The organism is Bacillus paramycoides, assembly GCF_038971285.1.
Lineage (GTDB): Bacteria > Bacillota > Bacilli > Bacillales > Bacillaceae_G > Bacillus_A.
The window spans coordinates 1,012,755-1,035,688 of the sequence record NZ_CP152427.1; the positions used below are offsets into that span (position 1 = coordinate 1,012,755).

General features: G+C 35.1%; 25 protein-coding genes and 4 pseudogenes. 23 read left to right on the forward strand and 6 right to left on the reverse strand.

The genetic code is table 11. The annotated features are described in order from the left end of the window. Window positions 1–92 precede the first annotated feature (92 nt). From AAG068_RS05170 to AAG068_RS05185, 4 genes are all read left to right on the forward strand, one after another. Window positions 93–230 carry a hypothetical protein gene (locus tag AAG068_RS05170; RefSeq protein WP_000359816.1) on the forward strand — a complete coding sequence of 46 codons (138 nt, stop codon included), beginning with the start codon at window positions 93–95 and terminating at the stop codon, window positions 228–230. Between the two features lie 39 nt (window positions 231–269). After that, window positions 270–800 carry a general stress protein gene (locus AAG068_RS05175; RefSeq protein ID WP_342718414.1) on the forward strand — a complete coding sequence of 177 codons (531 nt, stop codon included), beginning with the start codon at window positions 270–272 and terminating at the stop codon, window positions 798–800. A gap of 152 nt (window positions 801–952) precedes the next feature. After that, window positions 953–1,156 carry a DUF4028 family protein gene (locus AAG068_RS05180; protein WP_210627780.1) on the forward strand — a complete coding sequence of 68 codons (204 nt, stop codon included), beginning with the start codon at window positions 953–955 and terminating at the stop codon, window positions 1,154–1,156. Window positions 1,157–1,292: 136 nt separating this feature from the next. Beyond that, window positions 1,293–1,604, forward strand: coding sequence for a YbjQ family protein (locus AAG068_RS05185; RefSeq protein ID WP_000637511.1), 312 nt, complete (start codon window positions 1,293–1,295; stop codon window positions 1,602–1,604). Window positions 1,605–2,156: 552 nt separating this feature from the next. On the opposite strand, the gene AAG068_RS05190 is transcribed toward AAG068_RS05185, so the two are convergent. The 3 genes and pseudogenes from AAG068_RS05190 to AAG068_RS05200 all read right to left on the reverse strand — a co-directional run bounded on the left by AAG068_RS05190 (window position 2,157) and on the right by AAG068_RS05200 (window position 4,084). Beyond that, complete coding sequence (locus tag AAG068_RS05190) at window positions 2,157–2,462, reverse strand: hypothetical protein (RefSeq protein WP_342718416.1); 306 nt, start codon at window positions 2,460–2,462, stop codon at window positions 2,157–2,159. 117 nt (window positions 2,463–2,579) lie between these two features. Then, window positions 2,580–3,572, reverse strand: coding sequence for a zinc-dependent alcohol dehydrogenase family protein (locus AAG068_RS05195; RefSeq protein ID WP_342718417.1), 993 nt, complete (start codon window positions 3,570–3,572; stop codon window positions 2,580–2,582). A gap of 327 nt (window positions 3,573–3,899) precedes the next feature. Next, window positions 3,900–4,084, reverse strand: a pseudogene (locus AAG068_RS05200) (hypothetical protein). Window positions 4,085–4,187: 103 nt separating this feature from the next. On the opposite strand from AAG068_RS05200, the gene AAG068_RS05205 reads away from it, so the two are divergent. From AAG068_RS05205 to AAG068_RS05220, 4 genes are all read left to right on the forward strand, one after another. Continuing rightward, entirely contained in the window at window positions 4,188–5,405 is a 1,218-nt protein-coding gene (locus tag AAG068_RS05205) for a sensor histidine kinase (RefSeq protein ID WP_342718418.1), read from the forward strand. Next, the gene (locus AAG068_RS05210; protein WP_000876838.1) at window positions 5,395–6,039 is read left to right on the forward strand and encodes a response regulator; all 645 of its coding nucleotides are present in this window, start codon (window positions 5,395–5,397) and stop codon (window positions 6,037–6,039) included. The genes AAG068_RS05205 and AAG068_RS05210 overlap by 11 nt, the downstream gene beginning before the upstream one ends. A gap of 159 nt (window positions 6,040–6,198) precedes the next feature. After that, window positions 6,199–6,633, forward strand: coding sequence for a hypothetical protein (locus AAG068_RS05215; protein WP_098671135.1), 435 nt, complete (start codon window positions 6,199–6,201; stop codon window positions 6,631–6,633). A 107-nt stretch (window positions 6,634–6,740) separates the two neighbouring features. After that, on the forward strand, window positions 6,741–7,139 hold the full coding sequence (locus tag AAG068_RS05220) for a hypothetical protein (RefSeq protein ID WP_342718419.1): 399 nt from the start codon (window positions 6,741–6,743) through the stop codon (window positions 7,137–7,139). 65 nt (window positions 7,140–7,204) lie between these two features. Here the strand turns inward: AAG068_RS05220 and AAG068_RS05225 are convergent, their stop codons facing one another. Further along, on the reverse strand, window positions 7,205–7,345 hold the full coding sequence (locus AAG068_RS05225) for a YflJ family protein (RefSeq protein ID WP_000273537.1): 141 nt from the start codon (window positions 7,343–7,345) through the stop codon (window positions 7,205–7,207). A 153-nt stretch (window positions 7,346–7,498) separates the two neighbouring features. Between AAG068_RS05225 and AAG068_RS05230 the strand changes: the two genes are divergently transcribed. Then, the gene (locus AAG068_RS05230) at window positions 7,499–7,861 is read left to right on the forward strand and encodes a hypothetical protein (protein ID WP_098671137.1); all 363 of its coding nucleotides are present in this window, start codon (window positions 7,499–7,501) and stop codon (window positions 7,859–7,861) included. 26 nt (window positions 7,862–7,887) lie between these two features. Here AAG068_RS05230 and AAG068_RS05235 read toward each other — a convergent pair whose 3' ends face one another. Beyond that, entirely contained in the window at window positions 7,888–8,073 is a 186-nt protein-coding gene (locus AAG068_RS05235) for a YhzD family protein (protein WP_000539553.1), read from the reverse strand. Between the two features lie 135 nt (window positions 8,074–8,208). Between AAG068_RS05235 and AAG068_RS05240 the strand changes: the two genes are divergently transcribed. From AAG068_RS05240 to AAG068_RS05265, 6 genes and pseudogenes are all read left to right on the forward strand, one after another. Continuing rightward, entirely contained in the window at window positions 8,209–9,450 is a 1,242-nt protein-coding gene (locus tag AAG068_RS05240) for a metallophosphoesterase family protein (protein WP_342718421.1), read from the forward strand. Continuing rightward, the gene (locus AAG068_RS05245) at window positions 9,447–12,371 is read left to right on the forward strand and encodes an ATP-binding protein (RefSeq protein ID WP_342718422.1); all 2,925 of its coding nucleotides are present in this window, start codon (window positions 9,447–9,449) and stop codon (window positions 12,369–12,371) included. Before AAG068_RS05240 ends, AAG068_RS05245 begins: the two co-directional genes overlap by 4 nt. A 41-nt stretch (window positions 12,372–12,412) precedes the next feature. Then, on the forward strand, window positions 12,413–13,357 hold the full coding sequence (yhaM, locus tag AAG068_RS05250) for a 3'-5' exoribonuclease YhaM (RefSeq protein ID WP_098671140.1): 945 nt from the start codon (window positions 12,413–12,415) through the stop codon (window positions 13,355–13,357). Window positions 13,358–13,909: 552 nt separating this feature from the next. Then, entirely contained in the window at window positions 13,910–14,902 is a 993-nt protein-coding gene (locus AAG068_RS05255; RefSeq protein ID WP_342718423.1) for a WXG100 family type VII secretion target, read from the forward strand. 22 nt (window positions 14,903–14,924) lie between these two features. Then, window positions 14,925–15,386 carry an Imm30 family immunity protein gene (locus AAG068_RS05260; protein ID WP_342718424.1) on the forward strand — a complete coding sequence of 154 codons (462 nt, stop codon included), beginning with the start codon at window positions 14,925–14,927 and terminating at the stop codon, window positions 15,384–15,386. Window positions 15,387–15,989: 603 nt separating this feature from the next. Continuing rightward, a pseudogene (locus AAG068_RS05265) lies at window positions 15,990–16,292 on the forward strand (hypothetical protein); the annotation flags it as partial. A 9-nt stretch (window positions 16,293–16,301) separates the two neighbouring features. Here AAG068_RS05265 and AAG068_RS05270 read toward each other — a convergent pair. Beyond that, window positions 16,302–16,418 (reverse strand): annotated as a pseudogene (locus tag AAG068_RS05270) (N-acetylmuramoyl-L-alanine amidase C-terminal domain-containing protein); the annotation flags it as partial. 365 nt (window positions 16,419–16,783) lie between these two features. Between AAG068_RS05270 and AAG068_RS05275 the strand changes: the two are divergent. From AAG068_RS05275 to AAG068_RS05310, 8 genes and pseudogenes are all read left to right on the forward strand, one after another. Beyond that, window positions 16,784–17,728, forward strand: a complete 945-nt coding sequence (locus AAG068_RS05275) for a ring-cleaving dioxygenase (RefSeq protein WP_342718425.1) — start codon at window positions 16,784–16,786, stop codon at window positions 17,726–17,728. Between the two features lie 43 nt (window positions 17,729–17,771). Beyond that, window positions 17,772–18,749 carry a ring-cleaving dioxygenase gene (locus AAG068_RS05280; RefSeq protein ID WP_342718426.1) on the forward strand — a complete coding sequence of 326 codons (978 nt, stop codon included), beginning with the start codon at window positions 17,772–17,774 and terminating at the stop codon, window positions 18,747–18,749. Window positions 18,750–18,972: 223 nt separating this feature from the next. Continuing rightward, window positions 18,973–20,085, forward strand: coding sequence for a tetratricopeptide repeat protein (locus tag AAG068_RS05285; protein ID WP_000633310.1), 1,113 nt, complete (start codon window positions 18,973–18,975; stop codon window positions 20,083–20,085). Then, window positions 20,082–20,213 (forward strand): hypothetical protein, encoded by a 132-nt coding sequence (locus AAG068_RS05290; RefSeq protein WP_000758182.1) that lies wholly within the window; start codon window positions 20,082–20,084, stop codon window positions 20,211–20,213. Before AAG068_RS05285 ends, AAG068_RS05290 begins: the two co-directional genes overlap by 4 nt. Window positions 20,214–20,443: 230 nt before the next feature. Next, window positions 20,444–21,316: an alpha/beta fold hydrolase gene (locus AAG068_RS05295; RefSeq protein WP_342719710.1), complete on the forward strand. Its 873-nt coding sequence runs from the start codon at window positions 20,444–20,446 to the stop codon at window positions 21,314–21,316. A gap of 76 nt (window positions 21,317–21,392) precedes the next feature. Beyond that, window positions 21,393–21,593, forward strand: a complete 201-nt coding sequence (locus AAG068_RS05300; protein ID WP_000449227.1) for a sporulation YhaL family protein — start codon at window positions 21,393–21,395, stop codon at window positions 21,591–21,593. 173 nt (window positions 21,594–21,766) lie between these two features. Beyond that, window positions 21,767–22,618, forward strand: a complete 852-nt coding sequence (locus AAG068_RS05305) for a DUF2935 domain-containing protein (protein WP_342718428.1) — start codon at window positions 21,767–21,769, stop codon at window positions 22,616–22,618. Window positions 22,619–22,681: 63 nt separating this feature from the next. After that, a pseudogene (locus AAG068_RS05310) lies at window positions 22,682–22,863 on the forward strand (helix-turn-helix domain-containing protein); the annotation flags it as partial. Between the last annotated feature and the right edge of the window lie 71 nt (window positions 22,864–22,934).

The following is a 22,934-nucleotide window of genomic DNA, read 5'->3' on the forward strand; positions in this document are numbered from 1 at the left end:
GGGAAGGGTATACATATACCATAAAGAGATTGACCGAAGATGAATTGTAAGGTTCTATACTTTTACTTTAAATAAAAAGGAGACTGTTACATATGGATAAAATGATAACGGATATTACATTTGACTTCATTTACTTGTTAAGTAGTTCTCTTGTAGTCCTTTTATTATTAGCATTTTTCGTAAATGGTTATGTGAATAAAAAAATTAGTGTATATAAAAACGAAGAGTAATAAAGATAAATGATATAAAACTTTAGGAGGTTACTAGTTATGAATGTAGATAGAAAAATAGTAGGTATTTTTAGAACAATTGATGATGCAGCACTCGTTATTAATGAATTAAAAGATAAAGGGTATGCGGCTAATAACATTTCAGCTATTGCAAAGAATCAAGAGGAAATTGAACACCTGGAAGAAAAATCGGGTGAAAAAGTGAATCATGAAACTGCACATAAAGGGGATATTTTTTCAGCGACAGGGCTTGTAGCTGGAGGAGTAGCAGGTGGACTCGGTGGTTTATTAACAGGTCTTGGTGTACTTGCCGTATCTGGACTGGGCCCAATTGTAGCAGCGGGACCTATTGCGGCAGCTATTGGAGGAGCCGGTATTGGCGGAGGAGCTGGAAGTTTAATAGGAGCTTTTATCGGATTAGGCATTCCAGAAGAACACGCTAAGAAATATGAAGAATACATTCACGATGGAAATATATTAATTTTAGTAGATGCAACATTAGATGATAAGTTAGAAATTTATAAAATATTTGATAAGCACAATGCGTATAACTCTGATTTCTTTAAATAATATGTACGTCACATATTTAAACATAATGAATATCGTTTTTTGATCTTACAACTTTGGCGCGACCGAGGAGTCGTATGACTATAAGAGAGGAAGGGCTTATAGTAAAAGATCAAGTCCTATTATGATATTGAGAAAGGAAGAGGTGTCTTTTCGTGATTGTAAAAATATTAAAGGATAGTAGTAATAGCTTCCTTTGTACAGTGCAAAATAAAAATGGAGAGAAGTATGTAAAGAAATGGTTTCATAAACAGGGAAACAAGGAAGAATTAGGACGACCAACTTTTAAACAAGTAGAAAAGGACTGGAGAGAAAATAGAGAATCGTTTATGTATCCAAATGTGAAAGCGTTTTATTAAATGGAATAGGCGTTTTATTCTTACAAAATTGTCACACTCCTGTAAGGTAATTCAATAGATTCGTTGCTTGTTCCATGTCATAATAAAGACATAAGAAAGCTTATTCAAACTACAACTTATTAGGAGAGTGTCAGTCATGATTGTAACAACAACTTCTGGAATTCAAGGTAAAGAAATTATTGAGTATATTGATATTGTAAATGGTGAAGCTATTATGGGTGCAAATATTGTCCGCGATTTATTCGCTTCTGTTCGTGATGTTGTCGGTGGTCGTGCTGGTTCTTACGAAAGTAAGCTAAAAGAAGCACGTGATATCGCAATGGATGAAATGAAAGAACTTGCAAAACAAAAAGGTGCGAACGCTATCGTTGGTGTTGACGTAGATTATGAGGTTGTTCGTGACGGAATGTTAATGGTTGCTGTAAGTGGTACAGCTGTACGTATATAAGTAAATAAAAAACAGGCTCGCCCCTTGGAGTTTATACTTTGAGGGGATTTTTTTGTTCATAACTAAAGGTAAGAGGGAGAAGAGCCAATATACTCGCCTGCTTATTTCAAATGTAGTATATTATTTTTAAAGATAAAAGTAATAATATGGAAAAACGTTAACTTTATGACAAATAATAAAATTGTTATTTGAGGTAAGAAGAGAAATAATGGTATGAATAGCTTTAGAGAGTGTATAGTTGATAGAAATAAACGATTGAGCATGTAAAGAGTGATAGTACATAAAATTTATTATGAATGGAGGCGATTACATTATGTTTTGGTTAGGGTGTTTTTTAGGATACATTGTAGGATCTGTTATTACATGTGCTCTACTTTACTATGGATATAGATCTAATGAAAACAAAAAAGCGAATATACAAAAGAGGGAGGAGAGGAAAATCAATCAAAAAGGTGTATAGGATGTGGAAGGTACGGTGATAACGTTGATGCAAAAATAAAGGGCAGTACATATTTTGATGACAACTATGTACTGTCCCGCTTATTTTTTTGATTAGGAAAAGTTGTTTCCTGTCTTGCTATAAATTTCATAGGCGAAAAACCCCAATAAATAGCCGATTCCGGATCCTAAACTCACTGCAAGAAGTGAATAAACCGGGAAAAACATGCCGAAAATCAAACCAATTATACAGCCAATAAACATTCCTATCGGTATGAAACTGTCTAATAAAATTTGAGCCTCATTTGATTTTTTCTTACCCAATTTGCCGTGCTTATATTTATGTTCCAATCTTTTTATTACAAATACTACAATTCCCCCGACTAGTATAACAGGCCAAATTGCCGAAATGAACCACATGTTAGAAGCTCCTTTCACCTTTTAATAGAATTATACCAGATACTTACAAATTTTCGTTCCTAAATGTATTATCTAGTCTATTTAAAAGGTCAATCAAAAAGCCCACTTCAATTGTAGTTAATAACTCGTCAAAAACACTTTCCCTTTCGTTTTCTCAGCAGACTGCACAACATCAACTGCCGTTTTCACATCCGCTAAGTCATACGTAGAATGGACCTTCATAAAACGTAATTGCTCATTTTCTACTAAGCGAATTAAATGACGAAACGTTTCTTGCCATTTATATGGTGATACTTCTTTATTCCAATGTCGTAAATGAAATATGTTCGCGTGCACTTTTGCTTTCGTGACAATCTCTGCCCAGTTCACTTGTATTCCTGATAGAAGACCGATCGTTAAAAAGTGCCCGTTTGGACGTACGGAGAAAGCTAATTCATTTCCATCCGGTCCTCCGATAGAATCAATTGCAGCATCCGCACCGAGCCCGTTCGTTAATTCCATAACGGTTTCATAAAGCGGGGCAGTGGAAGTATCAATTACATATGCAGCACCAAGGCGCAGTAACTCTTCTGTATGCTTATTATTTCTTGTAACGGCAATGAATCGGAAGTTTAAAATTTGTGATAGCTGCGCAAATAGATGTCCAATAGCGGATCCACAAGCATTCACTAATAAAACGTCATTACTCTGTAAGTTTAACGTTTCTGTACAAGTAACCCACGCCGTAAGAGGATTAATATACATTTGTGCCGCTGTGAAATCATCAATGGAATCCGGAATAGGAACTACAAAGTCAGCTGACGTCTTCACATATTCTTGCCAAGTACCGTCTCCGCGTAACGGTAAAACACGTTTACCGATAAGGTCTCTCGTAACGCCCGCGCCCACATCTTCTACAATACCAACACCTTCATAGCCAGGTATGTTAGGTAAAGGGATTCTATGAGCGTACGCCCCCGTTATTGGAATTAAGTCAGATGGATTAATCGGTCTAACTAGCATATGAACTAAAACTTCATTCTCTTTTAATGGTTCTATATTTTTATATTCAACTTGTAACACATCTTTTGGGTTACCAAACTCATGAAATTGAATGTATTTTCCGTGCAAGATAAATGTGCCCCCTTAGTTTGATAAGGTTAATTATAGCATTTTTGGTTAGAGTGATTATTTTGTTATCAAAAAATAAAAGGGAACAGAAATTCGTCGTTTATCTAGTTGATAAAATCGATTTCTTCTGAATACGTAGTAATATAAGAAAAAGACACTCTTGTGAGCGTCTTTTTCTAACTTGAGATAGATGCATTATTATTGTTCTACTAGGTTACATAGTTCTCGTATAAAGTTTTCTCACACAAATGATCTGTGTATCAATTTGTTTTTGATATACAGATCATTTGTATGATAATTATTATAGATAATTGCTGAATGATAACCTTACATGAATGCTTTTAAAAGCTCTTGAACTAATGGAATTACTCCACCTACAAATTTTAAAACTGCCATTGCGATTTCCATATGAGTGCCTCCTTTTTTAATGGTAAGATGCAATAAATCTTTATACGCTTATTATAGTAAGCGTTTACAATTATATCAATGCATTTCGATATGCAATATTTCATATTTATATTCTGTAATGGGGATGGAAAAAAGCCCAACTAATTAAAGTTTCACTTTATCAAAATGTAAGCTGCATCTTGTATAATATAATAATGGAGGTCGAATATGAAAAAAATGAATTCAAATATAGACGTGGATACAAATGTATTGGAAGCGGTATTTATTCCAAGAAGGTTTGTTGTTTTATGGATTACACTCGTATATATAGCTTCAATGCTTTTAGAATTTCGTAATAATATTCTCTCAATGGATAGTTTCTTCTTCACAATAATTATTGTTATTCATACTATCTTTCATTGGTATGCAAGTTCATTAAAGAATAGACAATTGTTGTATTTCTTTTTTATACAACTCTTCATTGTGTTTCTTGCTGCATTTATTGTACCAAATGGTTCAATAGCTATTTTTGTTGGATTAACGCCTATTTTAATTGCCCAAAGTCTATATGTTTATAACAATATATTTAAAGTAATGGCAGTTTTTACTCTCATGTATGCCATATTTTGTACTGCGATTAGTATGAATTATGGTGTGAATAAAGTAGCTATTCTTATCTCTATGTTCCTTTTAGTACTAGCAATTATTATTCCTTTTTCTTATATTAATAAGCAGCAATATGCTGCACGTAATCGCATACAGAGCTACATTCAAGAGTTAGAGTCTGCATATATGAGAGTAGAAGAATTGACATTAGCTAATGAAAGGCAGCGAATGGCAAGGGATTTACACGATACGTTAGCGCAAGGTGTAGCAAGCTTAATTATGCAATTGGAAGCAATAGATGCTCATATGCAAAAAGGGAATACAGGGCGATCTCAAGAAATTATGAAACAAACTATGATAAGAGCGAGACAAACTTTACACGACGCAAGGCTGGTTATTGATGATTTGCGTCATACTACTAATTCATTTAATAAAGCTGTAGAGGAAGAAGTTCAACGTTTTTCTGAGGCTACGTCTATACATGTGAGATTTACTATTCAAAGCCCCCCGCATATTTCAAGTTTAGTAAAGGAACATTGTTTATATGTAATTAGTGAATGTTTAACGAATATCGCAAAACATTCGCAGGCAAAAGATGTAAATTTGAAAGTTGAATATAGCGATAACCTTGAAAAACTTACTATTGAAGTTGAAGATAATGGAATTGGTTTTGACACTGGATATATCGGTAAGAGCCCTGGACATTACGGCTTAATTGGCTTAAATGAGCGAGTTCGATTGATTAATGGAGAAATACATATATTGAGTGAAAAGATGAAGGGTACGAAAGTGTGTATTCAAGTACCTATCAATAATGAAGGAGATAGCAATGAAGTATAACGTATTAATTGTGGATGATCATTTCGTTGTAAGAGAGGGTCTGAAATTAATAATAGAAACGAGTGATTCATTTCAAATTATAGGTGAGGCTGCAAACGGAGAAGAAGCCCTTTCTTTCATAGAAAAAAAGAAACCTGATGTTATTTTAATGGATTTAAATATGCCTAAAATGAGTGGTTTAGAAACAATTGAGGCTTTAAATAAAAAACAAAATCATACGCCGATTATTATATTAACTACTTATAACGAAGATGAATTAATGTTAAAGGGAATTGAGTTAGGAGCAAAAGGATATTTGCTAAAAGATACGGATCGTGAGAATTTGTTTCGAACATTGGAAGCGGCTATTCGAGGTGAGATTTTACTACAACCTAATATTATGGAAAAGATAGTGAATTATAAAAGGAAAGAAGTATATGCTGATAAGGTTGAAGAAAATAACTTAACAGAAAAAGAATTGTTTGTGTTGAAAGCTATTGCGCGTGGAAATAAGAATAAAGAAATTGCATTCGATATGGGAATAGCTGAACGAACAGTAAAAGCGTATTTAACAAATATATACAATAAATTAGGTGTTAATTCAAGGTCAGAAGCAGTAGCTGTATCTATTGAAAGGAAGTTAATTCATTTTTAAAACATTATATATGCCCAATCGTACATTATAGGCTTGCCCTTTTGTACGATTTTTTTATTATTTTCTCATGTTATGCTTTAGAAAGTATGAGAGATTTAAGAACGCTCTAATTGCATTACACAGACGTTTTTAATGTGGGAAAGGAAGAAGAATAATTAAATGGCAACTTTGTTTTTAATTTCTGTAGTAATTTTCTTTATTTGGCTGCAAAGTAAACAAACAAAATTAAACTGGATATATATTATTACTTTTCTCCTGATGATAGGGATTATTACTTATACGGCGCCGCAACCAATGACTAGAGATTTACAAGCAGAGTTATTGGCAGTTACGCTTTTTTCTTTCGCTATGGGTGTTTGGCAAGGTGGAGGAATTACAGTTTGTTATGAGGATGGAGTTTTATATATTACAAATGGAAAACAGTATTCCATTTCATGGATTCTTTTAATAATCGGCAACATAATTATTACTAATACATTTGAAGGCGGATTTACATTTAATGGATCGTGGATTATTTTGTGTAGCGTTGTCATTGCATCTGGGGTGAAAAACAGTATTCTATGTATTCTATACAAATTAACAGTGCGAAATTGAATGGGAAAAGGATATTTTTTTATATTGATATAGAAATTAATTCTGTAAGTTCATCAAAAGATTGTAGTCGATAAAAACGAGAAGGAAGAATGGGGGAGTTAGCGTAGATGTTTCTACCTATTACTACATTTGATAGGTTTATTTGGCTGGGGAATGTTGCTTCCTCTTCAGAAAAGATTAACAGGAATCTGGCGTTTTCGAAGGCTGAAGAAAGTAATGTTAATTTGTGTAAAAAGAAATGTATAGGTTCAATTAATGATATGCATCAAAAAATAACGATAGCTTCTGTGGAATATGTTCATAATTTTGTGTTGGGTCGTGCAGAACCTCATTCAACAATTGTCATAACAAGTGGTGATATGTATGTTGGAAGCGGACGGGTTAATAAGTATGGGGAATTTAAAGTATGTACGAATGATTATCTAGAAAGAGATTTGGTAATAGAGATTCAGTTGATAATGGGTGGTTTTTATCAAGAGAGTATAACGGTAAAGATAGAACGTTAAGATAGGATTATTTCTTTTTTACCACTATATAAAAAGGAAGCAACCGTAGTCGCTTCCTACATCAATTAAGCCGAAGCTCTTTTCATTCTCTCAAGTAAACTAGATAACACATGCGTACGATACGATTCTAGTTTTTTGCCTTCATAAGTACGAATACCTAATTTTTTAAGTTCTTTTACATACCAACCTTTGCTTCCGAAATACATGTAATCGCTCCCCTTCAACTTTGTTTTATTTGTTCTGATTGCATATGGAGGTACAGGTAATATAATGAAGGAAATGAATTTCGCGCGAAAATGGTTAACTTTGTTGCAAAAGACATATATACTAAAGGTAGTATATAACGAGGTGGGCAAGACGTGATTATAGAGAAGCACGAAATTCAAATTGACCAAATTACGAGCGGTAAAGTGAATATCTTTACTTTCTACAGAAATAGAAAGCAAATTGATGATCATTTTTTACGATTGCAAGAACCATCGCTTACAGCAAACTACTTCTATCATTTTCATTTTGATGTAGAGAGCTTGCATCTACTGCAGAAGGAGTTTCCAAGCGTATATCCGTACGACGGTAGTGAAACGATTCACGACTGGACGGAAAAGATGAAAGCAGAGTTGCAACATCAGATCCAAACAGGAAAATGGAATAAGCGCGTACGTATCGGTAATCGCATTCTAGATGTGGTGTTTACGTGGTGTGACGAAGATATAGTAGAGTGAAAAAGAAGCGGATGACGCTTCTTTTTTTAGCGCTGGAATAAAACGAGCTTACCTGCAGAAGATGTGCAGCGATGTGTTTTTTCATACAATCCTTTTTCTCTTAAAATAGATTCACCTTTTGCTTTCGCTTCTTTTTCAGTTGCCGCCTCGAATGATTCGTCTAATGCTTTAGAACCATCTTTTTCAAAGACTGTTAGAACGTATACTCCCATGGAAATTCCCTCCAATAATAGAAATCAGAATCTTATAACTATTTTGGCATAAATCACTAGAATATGCAAAGAAATATATGACATTGCGTGTTACAATAAGGTGAAACTTTTGAAACATAGAAAGGATCGTTATTTGTGAAACAAGTGAAGTTTATACATGCGGCTGATTTGCATTTGGATAGTCCGTTTAAAGGAATGGAGATGAATGTACCGCAGTCTGTTTGGGAGAGAATGAAGCAGAGTACGTTTGAATCTTTCGAGCGTATTGTTGATAAAGCGATTCAAGAGCGCGTTGATTTCGTATTACTAGTCGGGGATTTGTATGATGCGGAGACGAGAAGTTTGAGAGCGCAAGTGTTTGTGCGCGAGCAAATGAAGAGACTTTCGCAGTACGATATCCCTGTTTTTATTATTCACGGTAACCACGATCATTTAGGGGGAAGCTGGGCTGCAATTGAGTTTCCGGAAAATGTTCACGTGTTTACGGAGCCTTATGTAGAAGAGAAATCATTTTATAAAAATGGTGAGTTGTTAGCTTCTATTTACGGTTTTAGTTATTTGCAGCAAGCGGTAACGGATAATATGACAGCGCAGTATACGAAAATGAGTGATGCGCCTTTTCATATTGGCATGCTTCACGGAAGTGTGGAAGGGGATGCAGAGCATAATCGCTATGCACCGTTTCAAATTCGTGAGCTGAAAGAAAAGCAATTTGATTATTGGGCTCTTGGCCATATACATAAACGTGAAATTTTATCAGAAGAGCCATACATTATTTATCCAGGTAATATACAAGGACGTCATCGTAAGGAAACGGGCGAGAAGGGTGCGTACCTTATTGAACTTACGAAACAAGGGTCGCACTGTTCATTTTTCCATACGGCGGATGTTGTGTGGGATGAGATAGAAGTAAATATTGATGGACTTGAAACTGTCGATGAACTTATGACGAGCGTATCGAGTGCGATGAATGAATGCCGAAGAGAAGAGGAAGGGACGCTTTTAACGGTCGTATTTACAGGGCAGGGGCCACTTTCTCCTTATTTACGCGATGAAAAACGTGTGGAAGAGATTTTTCATATTTTAGCAGCGGGCGAAGAGCGAAAAGATTTCGTATATGCGATGAAGTGGAAAAATGAGACGGTTTCTTTTGCAGAAATCGAGCGTTTGAAAGAAGAAAATCATTTCGTCGGTAGTGTGCTAAAAGAGTTAGAAGCTTTCACCAATATGGATGGCGTGTTGCGCACCATTTGGACATCTCCTGTAGCACGCAATAGTATTGAATCTTTTACAGAAGAAGAGAAGAAAGAGATTCAAAAGGAAGCAGAAAACATTATTTTAGAACAATTATTCCAGCAAGAGAGGGATAAGAAATGAGAATGGAAAAACTCCATATTTATGGGTACGGAAAATTAGAAAATGTGGAAATGGATCTGTCAATGCTGACTGTTTTATACGGTGAAAATGAAGCGGGGAAATCAACAATTCGCTCATTTATGAAAAGTATTTTATTCGGTTTTCCGACGAGAGGACAGCGCCGTTATGAGCCGAAAGAAGGCGGCAAGTATGGCGGTGCGATCACTGTGGAAACAGAGAAGTACGGCCGTTTGAAAATTGAACGATTGCCAAAGACGGCAGCTGGTGAGGTGACCGTTTATTTTGAAGACGGGAAAACGGGCGGCGAGGAAATTTTACACGATATATTAAGCGGGATGAATGAAAGTTTATTTGAATCTGTCTTTTCATTCGATATGCACGGTCTTCAAAACATTCATCAGCTTGGTGAAGCGGATATCGGCAATTATTTATTTTCAGCAAGCGCAGTCGGAAGTGATGCGTTATTGCAGCTAGATAAAAAGCTAGAAAAAGAAATGGATCAGCGCTTTAAACCGAGCGGGCGTAAACCAGAAATTAACGTGTCACTACAAGAGATGAAGAAACTTGAAGAGAAGATGAAAGAGTGGCAAGGGAAAATTGGTACGTATGAAAAGCAAGTGGAGCAGTTAAAAGAAAGTGAAGAGAAACTTGCTTCTGTTCGCGTGGAAAAAGAGAATGCAGAAAAGCGAAAGCAAGATTATGAAATATTAGCAGCGCTAGAACCACTCGTTATTGAAAAGCGTGCGCACGAGAAAGTGTTACAAAACGAGAACGGGCAATTTCCTGTAAACGGAATGGCGCGCTATGAAGCGATTAAGGCGAAGATGGAGCCTCTTCAATTACAAGTGGACTCACTTCATAAAAAAATTGAGAATGTGCAATCGGAAATGGAATCGATTCAAATAGATGAAGAGTTTTTGCAAAAAGAAAGTTATGTAGAAGAACTTCGTATGCAGCATATGTCTTACGAAAATGCACGCCAAGAAATGCGTGATTTGACAGGAACGATTACGAATATAAAAGAAGAACTGGCAGAACTAGAGCAACAAATCGGTGCTACTTTTGAAAAAGAAACAGTTCTGTCGTTTGATATGAGTTTGGCAACGAAAGAGTTAATTACGCAAGCGGTGCAAAAGGCGCGTGAATTAGAAACACAAAAAGCACAGCTTGATGATCGTTTTAAAGTAGCACAGGAGCAATTAGAAGAACAAGAAGAAAATATAAGGCAGATTAAGCAACAAATGTTAGCGGATGAAGAGCGAAGTGCGTTAGCTGAGAAAGAGAAGTCGTTCCAAGATGCGGCATTTATCGGTATGGGTGCAGAGAGAATGAAGCGCAAGTATGAGGAAAAAGCAGGAGCGGCTATGCAAAAGAAAAAGCAATGGCAAAGAGTTTGTCTTCTGTTACTTCTTATTAACACAGTCGTTTTATTCACGAGCTTATTTATAGACAATCGCCCGCTCTTATTTATTAGTGTCATTATTTTTGTAGGGATCGTTCTTGCCCTTGTTTTATATAAAGATCCGTCAAACGGGCTACAAGAAGAGCTTCTTACTCTTCAGCAGAGTGCTGGCGGGAGACAAAGTGAAGAAGCGATGTCTGTACGCTATGAGTTAGAAAAAGATGAAGAGATACGTAAACTATTTGAGCGCGAGTCGTATAAGCTGCAGCAAATGGAGCGAGCGTATGATAAAGTCGTTTCATCGTATGAGGAATGGGAGAGGGAAACGTTCCGCACGAGCGAACAAGTAAATGTGTATAAAAAGCGCTATACGTTCCCTGAGTTTTATACGTATGCGCACATATTACCGGCGTTTGAGCGTATGGAAAAGATGCAGCAATTATATCGTGATTTAGAGAAGAAAAGTGAGCGCAAATCTTCATTATATGAAATGATTTCGCATTTTGAACATAAACTAGAAACTGTTATCGGTAGTGCGGAGTATAGTAAGCTACACGAGGCGCAAAGTCGTATGCAAAATGAGAAAGAAAAACGCCAAACTTGTAAACAGCTAAAAGAGAAGCTTGCCGAATGGCAAGAAGAGTATGCGTTCATGCAAGAGCAATTGAAACAACTGTTAGTAGAACGAGATAGTTTATGGCATATCGCACATGCTACAGATGAAGAGATGTTTTTAGAAGCAGGTAAACTGGCGGAAAAACGTGAAGATGCTGAGAAGCAAGTAGGGCGTTTATTACCGCAAATTGATTTGCTAGAAAAGCGTTTAACGAGTTTGTCATTAGCTGAACATTATGAGGCTGACGGTTATGATGAGAAATTAAAGCAAGAAATGACAGTCATGCAAAACTGTCTTACAAAGGAAAAAGAACTAACAGAGCGCATTGCGAAACATCGTATGGAAATTGCGAATTTAGAAGAAGGTAGTACGTACGGCGATTTACTGCACGAATGGGAAATGAAAAAAGCGCAAGTGCGTGAACAAGTGAAGAAGTGGGCTGCGTATGCGGCCGCAAAGACAGTGTTAACGAAGACGAAGCAATATTATCATGAGGTACATCTTCCTCGTATTTTACAAAAATCAGAAGAGTATTTCGTCTATTTAACGGGCGGACGATATAGTAAAATCTTTTCACCGTCAGAGGCGGAGCCGTTTATTGTGGAGCGTAATGATGGTATGCGTTTTTATAGTCATGAACTAAGCCAAGCGACAGCGGAGCAGTTATATCTATCGCTGAGATTTGCATTAGCGAAAACATTTGAGCATGATTATCCATTTATTATTGATGATAGTTTCGTACATTTTGACGAGGTAAGGACAAATCGCACAATTGAACTCATAAAGGAAATCGCAAAAGATAGACAGGTCATCTTCTTTACATGCCATGCGCATTTATTAACGTATTTTACAGAAAAACAGATTATAAAATTAACGCATAAGCATAAAGAAAATGAGTTGTAGTGTGCTATACTAAAAGTAACTGATTTGGTGGAGGAATTCGAATGAAAAAGAAAATTGCAGAGTATGAAGTTGGTGAACAAGTCGATATTTTCTTGTTAATTAAAACAGCGACAAAAGGTATCGCAAGCAATGGAAAGCCATTTTTAACAGTAATCTTACAAGATCCAAGTGGAGATATTGAAGCGAAGTTATGGGACGTATCACCAGAAGTTGAGAAACAATATGTAGCGGAAACAATCGTGAAAGTAGCTGGTGATATTTTAAACTACAAAGGCCGTATTCAATTACGTGTGAAACAAATCCGAGTTGCGAATGAAAATGAAGTAACGGACATCTCAGACTTTGTAGAAAAAGCACCAGTGAAAAAAGAAGATATGGTTGAGAAAATTACGCAATACATATTTGAAATGAGAAACCCGAACATTCAACGTCTAACAAGACATTTATTAAATAAGCATCAAAACGAATTTTTAGAATATCCAGCAGCGACAAAGAATCATCACGAATTCGTATCTGGATTAGCGTATCACGTCGTATCGATGCTTGATTTAGCGAAAGCTATTTCAAATCTATACCCATCATTAGATAAAGACTTATTATATGCAGGCGTTATTTTACACGACCTTGGTAAAGTAATCGAACTATCTGGCCCAATTTCTACAACGTATACGTTAGAAGGAAATTTACTAGGTCACATTTCGATTATGGTGAACGAAATTGGGAAAGCAGCAGACGAGCTGCAAATCGATGCAGAAGAAGTATTAATTCTTCAACATATCGTTCTTTCTCACCACGGAAAAGCAGAATGGGGTAGCCCAAAACCACCATTAGTAAAAGAAGCAGAAATTCTGCACTACATCGATAACTTAGATGCAAAAATGAACATGATGGACCGTGCATTAGGACGCACAAAACCAGGCGAATACACAGAGCGTGTCTTTGCTCTTGATAATCGTTCGTTCTATAAACCGTCGTTCCATAATTAATTGAATGGCCTCATTAAGTGTTAAAAAGCTTAGTGGGGCTGTTTTTTATTGAAAATGAAATGAAATAGTTAAAAGGAAATAATTGAAGAAGAATCATTGAAAAGGGTAGGTTCTAAACATGTGGAAAAATGGGTTAGAACAGAAATTCTTACAAGAAGAGGTGTCAAAGGATTTATATAGTTTAAAGGATGGATTACCAAACGAATCGTATTGTTTCAATGAACAGAATGGAGTATAGGAAGTATATTATAGTGAGCGAGGAACAAAGAGTAATCTTAAGACATTTAATTCTGAGACAGAGGCATGTGAATACTTCTATACTAGTTTAATTGAGATATTAAAAGGGATGGGTGTAATTTAAACCTGAAATAAAAGGGCATTTCCGTTTGGGGATGCCCTTTTATTTTATTAGTGTAATTGCACACACATAGGTTCTATTTGCAATTAAGCAGATTTTATTTTATATACACATTATTATACTAATCTAAAGTTTCTGTATTTACATTTTTTTCTTTTTATCTCATAATTTTAATTGGGAAAGGGAGGAAAGAAATGGTTCAAATCAAAGTAACACCTGAAATGCTAGAAGAAGTCGCAAATCGTGCAAGTAATACCAGAATCGCATTAGAATCTATACATAATAATTTATGTAATGAAATTGATCATTTGTGTTTTCAATGGATTGGTGCCTCTAATCAACAGTTCATTCAAATGTTCAATGATGCGCGACCAAAAGCTTTTACATCTATCAATTCAATTATACAAGTAGAAGAAGATTTGAAACGAATTGCTGAAAAATTTCGCAATGCGGATGATCAAGATGTTACAATGGAAGAAGGTGCAATGTGCGGTAAAACATCTTCTGAAGAGAAAGGCTTTGATGGTGGGAAATTAGCTAGGGATATAGCTGGAGAAATAAGTGGTGAGTATGATGTTCGTCGTGTTTGGGATGGTATTGATCCATCTACTGGCGAAAAACTTTCGGGGTGGGAACGTGCTGGGGCAGGTGTCATGGCTGTAGCCGGCCTTACACCCTTTGGAAAGATAGCTAAAGTAGGTAAAGGAGTTAAAATGACTGCTAAGGCTACTGAGGCTATAAATACAGCTAAAAAAGTACCTGTTGGAGGAGCCGATGTAGTTAAGGGTACGGGTAAAGCTCTATTGACTAATGAAGGAAAAGTTGGAACCTATAAACAACTTGTGAAACAAGGAACTGCTTTTGATAATATTACTCCACATCATATGCCTTCTGCAGAGAAAATGAAACAAGCTGGTATAAAAAGGAATGATGGTGTGAGTATGAATATGGAACAACCTCATCCTGGGACCGGTGGGAGACATCGTGAAACATATACATATGGTCTATCAGGAGAAAAATCGAAGGCGTATTTAAACCTTAGCTTTCGTGATGCCTTAGCTCATGATATTTTGGATGCTCGAAGAATTTATATAAAAGATGGTTTACATACTGCTGAGATAAGAGAAGGTTTAAGAGAAGTTATTAAAAGAAACAAAGAGCTGTATCCGCATTTATTTGATAAATAAAACATGGAAAGGATGATTACCTTTGGATATTAAGAGTCATCTAGAAAGACTATATGATAATCGTTTATTAGAAAATGAAAATGAGATACGAGATTTTAATGAGTCATTAATGGAAGTAATAGAGTACAACGACGTCTCTGTTATTACAGATTTATGTTTAGTTTTGGATGATGAGACTGAGCAATTTGAGGTTATGTTTGGTTTAATTCATGGAATAGAGAGCTTATATAAAAATAATATAGAAGAAGGACTTGTATGTATTGCTAAAGCTGTTCCGAAGATGATTAACTCAGCAAAAGAATGGGTAGAAATTTTACATTATAGAATTCTTAATCACCCTCAAGTAAGATTAGCATATGGAAAAGTACTTTCGGAATTTGATCCATCAATTACGATTAGTATTAAAGAATTATTGATTGATATAAAAAATGAAGACCCTGATATGTTTAGTGAATCTGTTAATGAGGTAATTAAGAGCATCTAATATTTAAAGTTGAAAAGATATAAAAGCACATAAGGCAAGTCAACAAGAAAAGAACTTATTATTGTAGTGGAAAGAAAAAGAATAGGTTGTTTAAAAGTGCATACTCCATGATGGTTAAACCATCATAGAGTGCTATGTGCAATGATAGAATAAGAAAACGAGGTACGAGCTTAGGCGAGATGACATTTTACTGGGTGATGAATATAAACACACGGAATGTATATAAAACTAACGAGCTCGTACAAATTCGTAAGATTTAACATAGTAGTTGTCATGACATGTAAAAGGTGTCATACTGTTACTACAAAACTTACAAATTTATGCTACTTAAAAATAGATGAACTTAAAGCACTTGATTGTCAATTAAAGGCAACAAGTGCTTTTTGCATTTTAGCGTAGAAATTTAAAAGAGCACTATAATTTTATAAGTGCATTAAGTGTTAAATTTTTATTGTTGTTTTATAGATTGTAATGGCTATGTACAGTGTACGACGATAGTAGAGAGAAAAATAAAGGGTTGTGTTATTTTTTGAAGTCATCGTAAAGTACGTTTTAACGGATGGACGTTATGCATAAGTTATCCGCAAAAAACAAGTAAACGTTACGGGATTCTCCACTGTTTGTCCATATAAAATTGAAGAAGGAAAAAGTTATCCTGTTATTCTCGACATTACAGTTTTTGATGATATTGAAATAAATGAAGGAATAGATGGAGTGAAAAATTTAAAGAAAATGGATAATTCCTTCAAGTATCGTATCAGTGGAATATTAAATCGTTGGTTTATTGATGCAGGGATTATTATTATAGACGAAGATGAAATATTCCTGGAACATAGTGAATACTTTAACAATTATGTTGAAATTGAAGTTAATAGAATCAACATTAAATTTGTAAAAGAAGGCTAGTCTCTTATCTTACTTAACCTCATACCACCAACATCTACGATCAAGGTATCCTTTCAATCCATTAAGTTGCCCATCTGGTGTTTCATAGGGGGAGAAATCTCCTGATTTGATGATGTTTTGTTTTGCTGATGGCGTTGCAACTTTAATCTAGATTGACGGTTCTTTTCTCCACTAATGTTTTTTATATTTACTAAACCATTCTGCAGTCCAAAATGTTATGCATTAAAAAAATCTCGAATTCGAGATTTTTCTCTTGCTTTTTAATCACTTGAGTTGTAAAGTGATAGTAACGAAAGCGATTGAGTCATATGAAAAACATACACTCACTTGCTTTCGACTTACAAAACAAAGTAACTTATGCAGTAAAAACTAAGATGAATTTACAAAAACATAATGAGAATAAATTGAAACGCTAAAAACCATATTAGTTGTGGGAAATGTTATTTTTTTAGTTATCACTTGACTAGTAAAATGAAGCGGAGGAATAAACAATGTATGAAATTAAAGGGCATCATCATATTTCAATGGTTACGAAAAATGCAAATGAAAATAATCACTTTTATAAAAATGTACTTGGCTTACGTCGTGTGAAAATGACAGTAAACCAAGATGATTCGTCCATGTATCACTTATTTTATGGAGATAAAACAGGAAGTCCAGGTACGGAACTATCATTTTTTGAAATTCCTTTAGTAGGAAAAACGTACCGTGGTACGAATGCAATTACGCGAATTGGATTACTCGTTCCGTCAGAGGAAAGTTTACATTACTGGAAAGAACGATTTGAGAAGTTTGGTGTAAAACATAGTGAAATAACAACATATGCAAATCGTCCTGCTTTACAATTTGAGGATGCGGAAGGTCTTCGCCTCGTGCTACTCGTTTCAAACGGAGAAAAAGTGGAGCACTGGGAAACGTGGAAGAAATCCGAAGTTCCTGCACAGCATCAAATTCAAGGAATGGGTTCTGTGGAAATGACAGTGCGTAGACTTGATAAACTAGCGAATACATTAACAGATATATTTGGTTATACAGAAGTTAGCCGAAGCGATGAAGAAGCGATTTTCCAGTCTATGAAAGGAGAAGCTTTCGGAGAAATCGTTGTGAAATATTTAGATGGTCCTACTGAAAAGCCGGGCCGCGGTAGCATTCATCATTTAGCAATTCGTGTAAAAAACGATGCAGAGCTTGCTTATTGGGAAGAACAGGTAATACAAAAAGGTTTCCATTCTTCAGGTATTATCGACCGTTTCTACTTTAAAAGCTTATACTTCCGCGAATCAAACGGAATCCTATTTGAAATTGCGACAGATGGACCAGGATTTACAGTTGATGGAGATGTAGAACATTTAGGAGAAAAACTTGATTTACCGCCGTTCTTAGAGGGTCAGCGAGCAGAAATTGAAGCGAAATTAGCACCTATTGAAGAGGAATAATAGAAGAGAAAATATAACTTTAAAACCATTGGAGGAATATAAAATGAATCAATTAAAAGGAATTCACCACGTTACAGCAATTACAAGTAGTGCAGAAAAGAACTATGAGTTTTTCACTCACGTTTTAGGAATGCGTTTAGTTAAAAAAACAGTAAACCAAGATGATATTCAAACGTATCATTTATTCTTTGCAGATGATAAAGGTAGTGCAGGGACAGATATGACATTCTTTGACTTCCCAGGTGTTCCAAAAGGAGTACACGGTACAAATGAAATTTCAAAAACTTCATTCCGAGTGCCGACTGATGCGGCGTTAGAGTATTGGGTGAAACGTTTTGACCGTCTTGAAGTAGAACATACAGGCATTAAAGAGCAATTTGGTAAGAAAACTCTTTCGTTCGTTGACTTTGACGATCAACACTATCAATTAATCTCAGATGAATTAGATAATGGGGTAGAATCAGGTACACCGTGGCAAAACGGTCCAGTTCCATTAGAATACGCAATTACTGGTTTAGGACCTGTATTTATCCGTATCGCAAACTTTAGTTTCTTTAAAGAAGTGCTAGAAAAAGTTTTATTATTTAAAGAGATTGCGCAAGAAGGAGAATTCTATTTATTTGAAGTAAACGAAGGCGGAAACGGTGCCTCTGTTATTGTAGAACATAATACGGTCCTTCCTGAAGCACAACAAGGATTTGGTACGGTGCACCATGCCGCATTCCGCGTAGAAGATCGTGCTGTATTAGAAGAATGGATTGAGAGAATCAGTAGCGTTGGACTTCCGTCATCTGGATATGTAAATCGCCACTTCTTCGAGTCATTATACGCAAGAGTTGCACCACAAATTTTATTTGAATTCGCAACAGACGGTCCAGGATTTATGGGAGATGAGCCATACGAAACACTTGGTGAAAAATTATCTTTACCTCCGTTCTTAGAGCCAAAACGTGAAGAGATTGAAAAATTAGTTCGTCCAATTGATACAGTGAGAAGTACGAAGGAATTTATTAAAGAGTAACAATAGAGAGAGTAAGTAGGAGAGCAAGTAGTTTTAGCGGATCGCTGGAATTGCTTGCTTTTTTATTTGGGTAATTATCAAATTGGATAATCTTTATAAAATAATTAATAAATTGTCAGTTAATTATGGAGAAATATTTATTTGTAGGATGAACGGGATAGATATTTGAATTTTCTGTTATTATTTATGGAAGAGTACATAACAGATGATTAGGAGGGGTTTCATGATTACATCTACTACAAACGAAAAACTGACGCAGCTATTGAATGAATGGTATCTAGAGATTAGATCAAGACGTATAAGTAATGCAGAACGTCTAAAACAAGAAATTGATTTTAAATTTACTAAACTAAAAAAAGAGACTGGAGAAGGTTTGCAGGACCAAAATCTATTACTTTATTATTATTTGCTAGAATTTCGATATAACTATTTAATAGATAATCTAGGCTTATCTCAAGAGAGTTTTAACAAGATAGATTCGTTTGATCAACCAACAGATAATTTTTTAACTTATTATTATCACTTTTTTAAAGCAATACATGCTAGTGAGTTAGGAAATTTTCATCTCGCTAAAGAACATTACGAAAAGGCTGAAAGTTTTTTGAAGTATGTTCCTGATCAATTAGAAAAGGCTGAGTTTTATTATAAGTTAGCTACATTTCATTATGATATACAACAAGCTTTGGTATCTATTAAACATGCAACGAAGGCAAAGGATATGTATTCAAATCATGATGGATATGAATTAAATGTAGCTTTTTGTGATAATATTTTAGGCTTAGCTTGTATGAACTTAAAGGAATGGGAATTAGCTGAAGAGCATTTCACAGTTGCTATGGATCAATTCCAAAAAATTGGTGAAGAAAAATTTATTATTATGGTTCGTCATAATTTAGGATGGATGTATTCTACGCAAAATTTATCTGCATTGGCAATTCGTTATCTTACTGAAGTAGTAGAAAAATCTCCCCAACATTATAAAGCTCTTTATGTAAAAGCAAAAGAGCATTACAAGTTAAAAGAGCATGAGATTGCAAATAAGCTTATAGAAAAAGGATTGAAGATTTGTAGAGATTCGAAAATTGAAGGCTATCAACACCATTATGAAATTTTAAATGCATTAAATCAAGGTGTAAAAGCGGAAGAATTAGAGGGCATTATTCTTAGAGGAATTACGTATTTTGAAAGAGAAGAGTTATATGATTATACTCAGGAGTATCAGGAAAAATTAGCAGTGAAATTTTATGAAGAAAACCTTTGGGAAGAGGCAAGTAAGTATTTTTATTTTAGTAAAAAAGCAAGAGAAAAACTTTTTGATAAGGGGGCTTTAAAATGAAAAAAGTAGTAATTAAATTATTAGGGATTGTAACAGTATTTACACTGACTTTAGGGGTGTATAGTTCAACAGATCATCAAAAAAGTCCAACACTAATGAAAGCTGAACATGGGGATTATGGTGGCTAAAAGAGAAAAAGGGATCTCACAATGAGGTCTCTTTTTTCTTTTTAGTTATAAAAGAATTGACTTACTTTAAATATGTAACTATAATAGTTACAAAATAGCCATCGCTAATAGAAGTGAGTAATATTTTTTTAATATAATTGTAACTGTTATGGTTACAATTAAAAATAATTATAAAACAACCAAATAATGTAAAAACTTTAAATAGCAACAAGAGAAAGGAGACGGGAATGTTGAAACGGTTTAAGTTTTATTTGATTAGTGGTATTATGCTCGTTTTGCTTATCGTATGTAACTTCGTTGATAAGCCGATTGCGAAGGTTGAAGAAGTGAAGGATACTGTTATGATGAAGCTGCATACGAAAGAGAGTATGGCGCAAATTGATGGGCAGACGATTTATTTTAAGCAAATTGGAGAGGGGAAGCCGCCTTTACTTATGCTTCACGGGTTTGGGGGTTCATCTGATGGGTTTAGTGATATTTATCCGGAACTTGCACGAGATCACACGATTATCGCGGTTGATATTTTAGGATTTGGACGTTCTTCTAAGCCGATTGATTTTCAGTATTCGTTTCCTGCGCAAGTGAATTTATATTATAAACTAATGAAGAAACTCGGATACGATCAATTCGCAGTACTTGGTCATTCGATGGGCGGAGAGATGTCCCTGAATCTAGCGTATTTATATCCGGATGCAGTAACGCATCTTATTTTAGCGGATTCTACAGGGATCGAGTCTTTCCAGCAAAAAGAAAGTTATGAAGTGCCTCCACTATCGACAGACCTACAAACTGTAACAGAGATTACGGATTACAATAAAAATGAAGTGAAAAATAGTCGTGATGATAAAGAGCATTATGATCAGCTGACGAAAATGAGAGAGCGCCGCATTGCGATGGAAGCCGATAAAATTAAGGTGCCGACTTTAATTATATGGGGACGACATGATAAGAGCGTTTCTTGGAAAAATGGTGAACTGTATCATCAGCTATTTGCGAATAGTACGTTCCATATCATTGAAAAGGGATACCATGCACCGTTTCGTCAGGAACCAATCGAATTTATGAAATATGTACAAGCGTTCTTCGCGAAGAATCCGCAATAAATTTTAAGCATAAATCCACCTCTTTCCTCATACAGTGAAACTAATAAGGCTTGTCTAAGGAAAGGAATGAAGTAGAGTGGAAACTTTACCATGGTGGGTGTATCTTGTAATTGTTGGAATCGTATTAAGTGGCTACATGGTTTTATATACTTCAAAAAAAGAGCAAGAGATGGATAATGAGTTTATTGAAAAAGAAGGCGAAGTGTATATGAAGCGCTTAGCAGAGGAACGCGAGAAACGTAATCAAGATAGTGATAAGGATTCTGTGTTGCTTTAATAGACATTTTGAAAGGCTACCACTTAGTAGAACTTTACATCTAGGTGGTAGTCTTTTTTCTTTTTTGGGAGCATGTATACGAAATTCATCATGAACTTTTATAAATGGTATTTATATATATTTCTACTCATAAGAATAGAACTAGCGGGGTATTTTACTGGGGGGGATTAACAATGCATAGGGATGAAACATCATTACATCCGGATACAGGTGTTACATCTGTAATGTTTGTTGAGCGTTCATTAAATGAAATTCGTTTTTGGTCTAGAATCATGAAGGAGCATTCTCTTTTTCTTCGCCTTGGGTTTAGATGCGAGGATACGCAACTAATTGAAGAGGCGAATCAATTTTATCGATTGTTTGAACATATTGAACAAATAGCGCATTCCTATACAAATGAAATAGATCCTGAGCAAATAAAAAGATTTAATGCAGAAGTACAACAAGCTGCAACTAATATTTGGGGATTTAAACGAAAAATTTTAGGATTAATTCTCACGTGTAAATTACCAGGACAAAATAACTTCCCACTTTTAGTTGACCATACGAGTAGGGAAGCTGATTATTTTAGAAAACGTTTAATGGAATTAAACGAAGGTAAATTAGACGCTCTTCCTGATGCTATTATTAAAGAAAATGTTTTCTTTTTACGGATTATGGCAGACCATGCTAAATTTATCGGTCATCTTCTTGATCCATCAGAAAGAAAGCTTGTAGATACAGCGCGGAATTTTAGCAATGATTTTGATGCATTAATGTATCAAGCAATTGACTTAGAATCTATGAAGCCACAATCTCAAACAGTCCCTCTTTTAGATCAATTTTTAGATCAAAATCGTGTGTCGGTTGCATCTCTTCGGGATTTTAAGAAAACAGCGCGTGATTTAATTGAGCAATGTAAAATAAAGAGTATCATCCATCCATTATTAGCAGACCATGTTTTCCGTGAAGCGGATAGATTTCTTGAAATCATTGATATGTATGACGTTCATCTTACAAATATTCAATCACAACCTAGATATTAGAAGATCAAGAAAGATACTATTTTACTTTCAGCTAGAAGTTAACAATTTATTGTTAGCTTCTTTTTTTTTGATGAAAATGAAACTATGGTGGGTGTATTTTTGTTTGTTATAAAAATCGTTGTATGGATGTTAAATAAGTTTGCCGGCGCGAGTATTACATTTGTAGCGGATGCACCGTGCGTAATGAATTTTTTACCCCTCATATTAATGGTTATAGTGATAAGTTAAAGAAAATATATAGATAGAAGAAAGAATTTCCTCACACTAGCTGTTCTTTCCACTCAAATTGTGTACTATAAAGGATAGGATGACATAA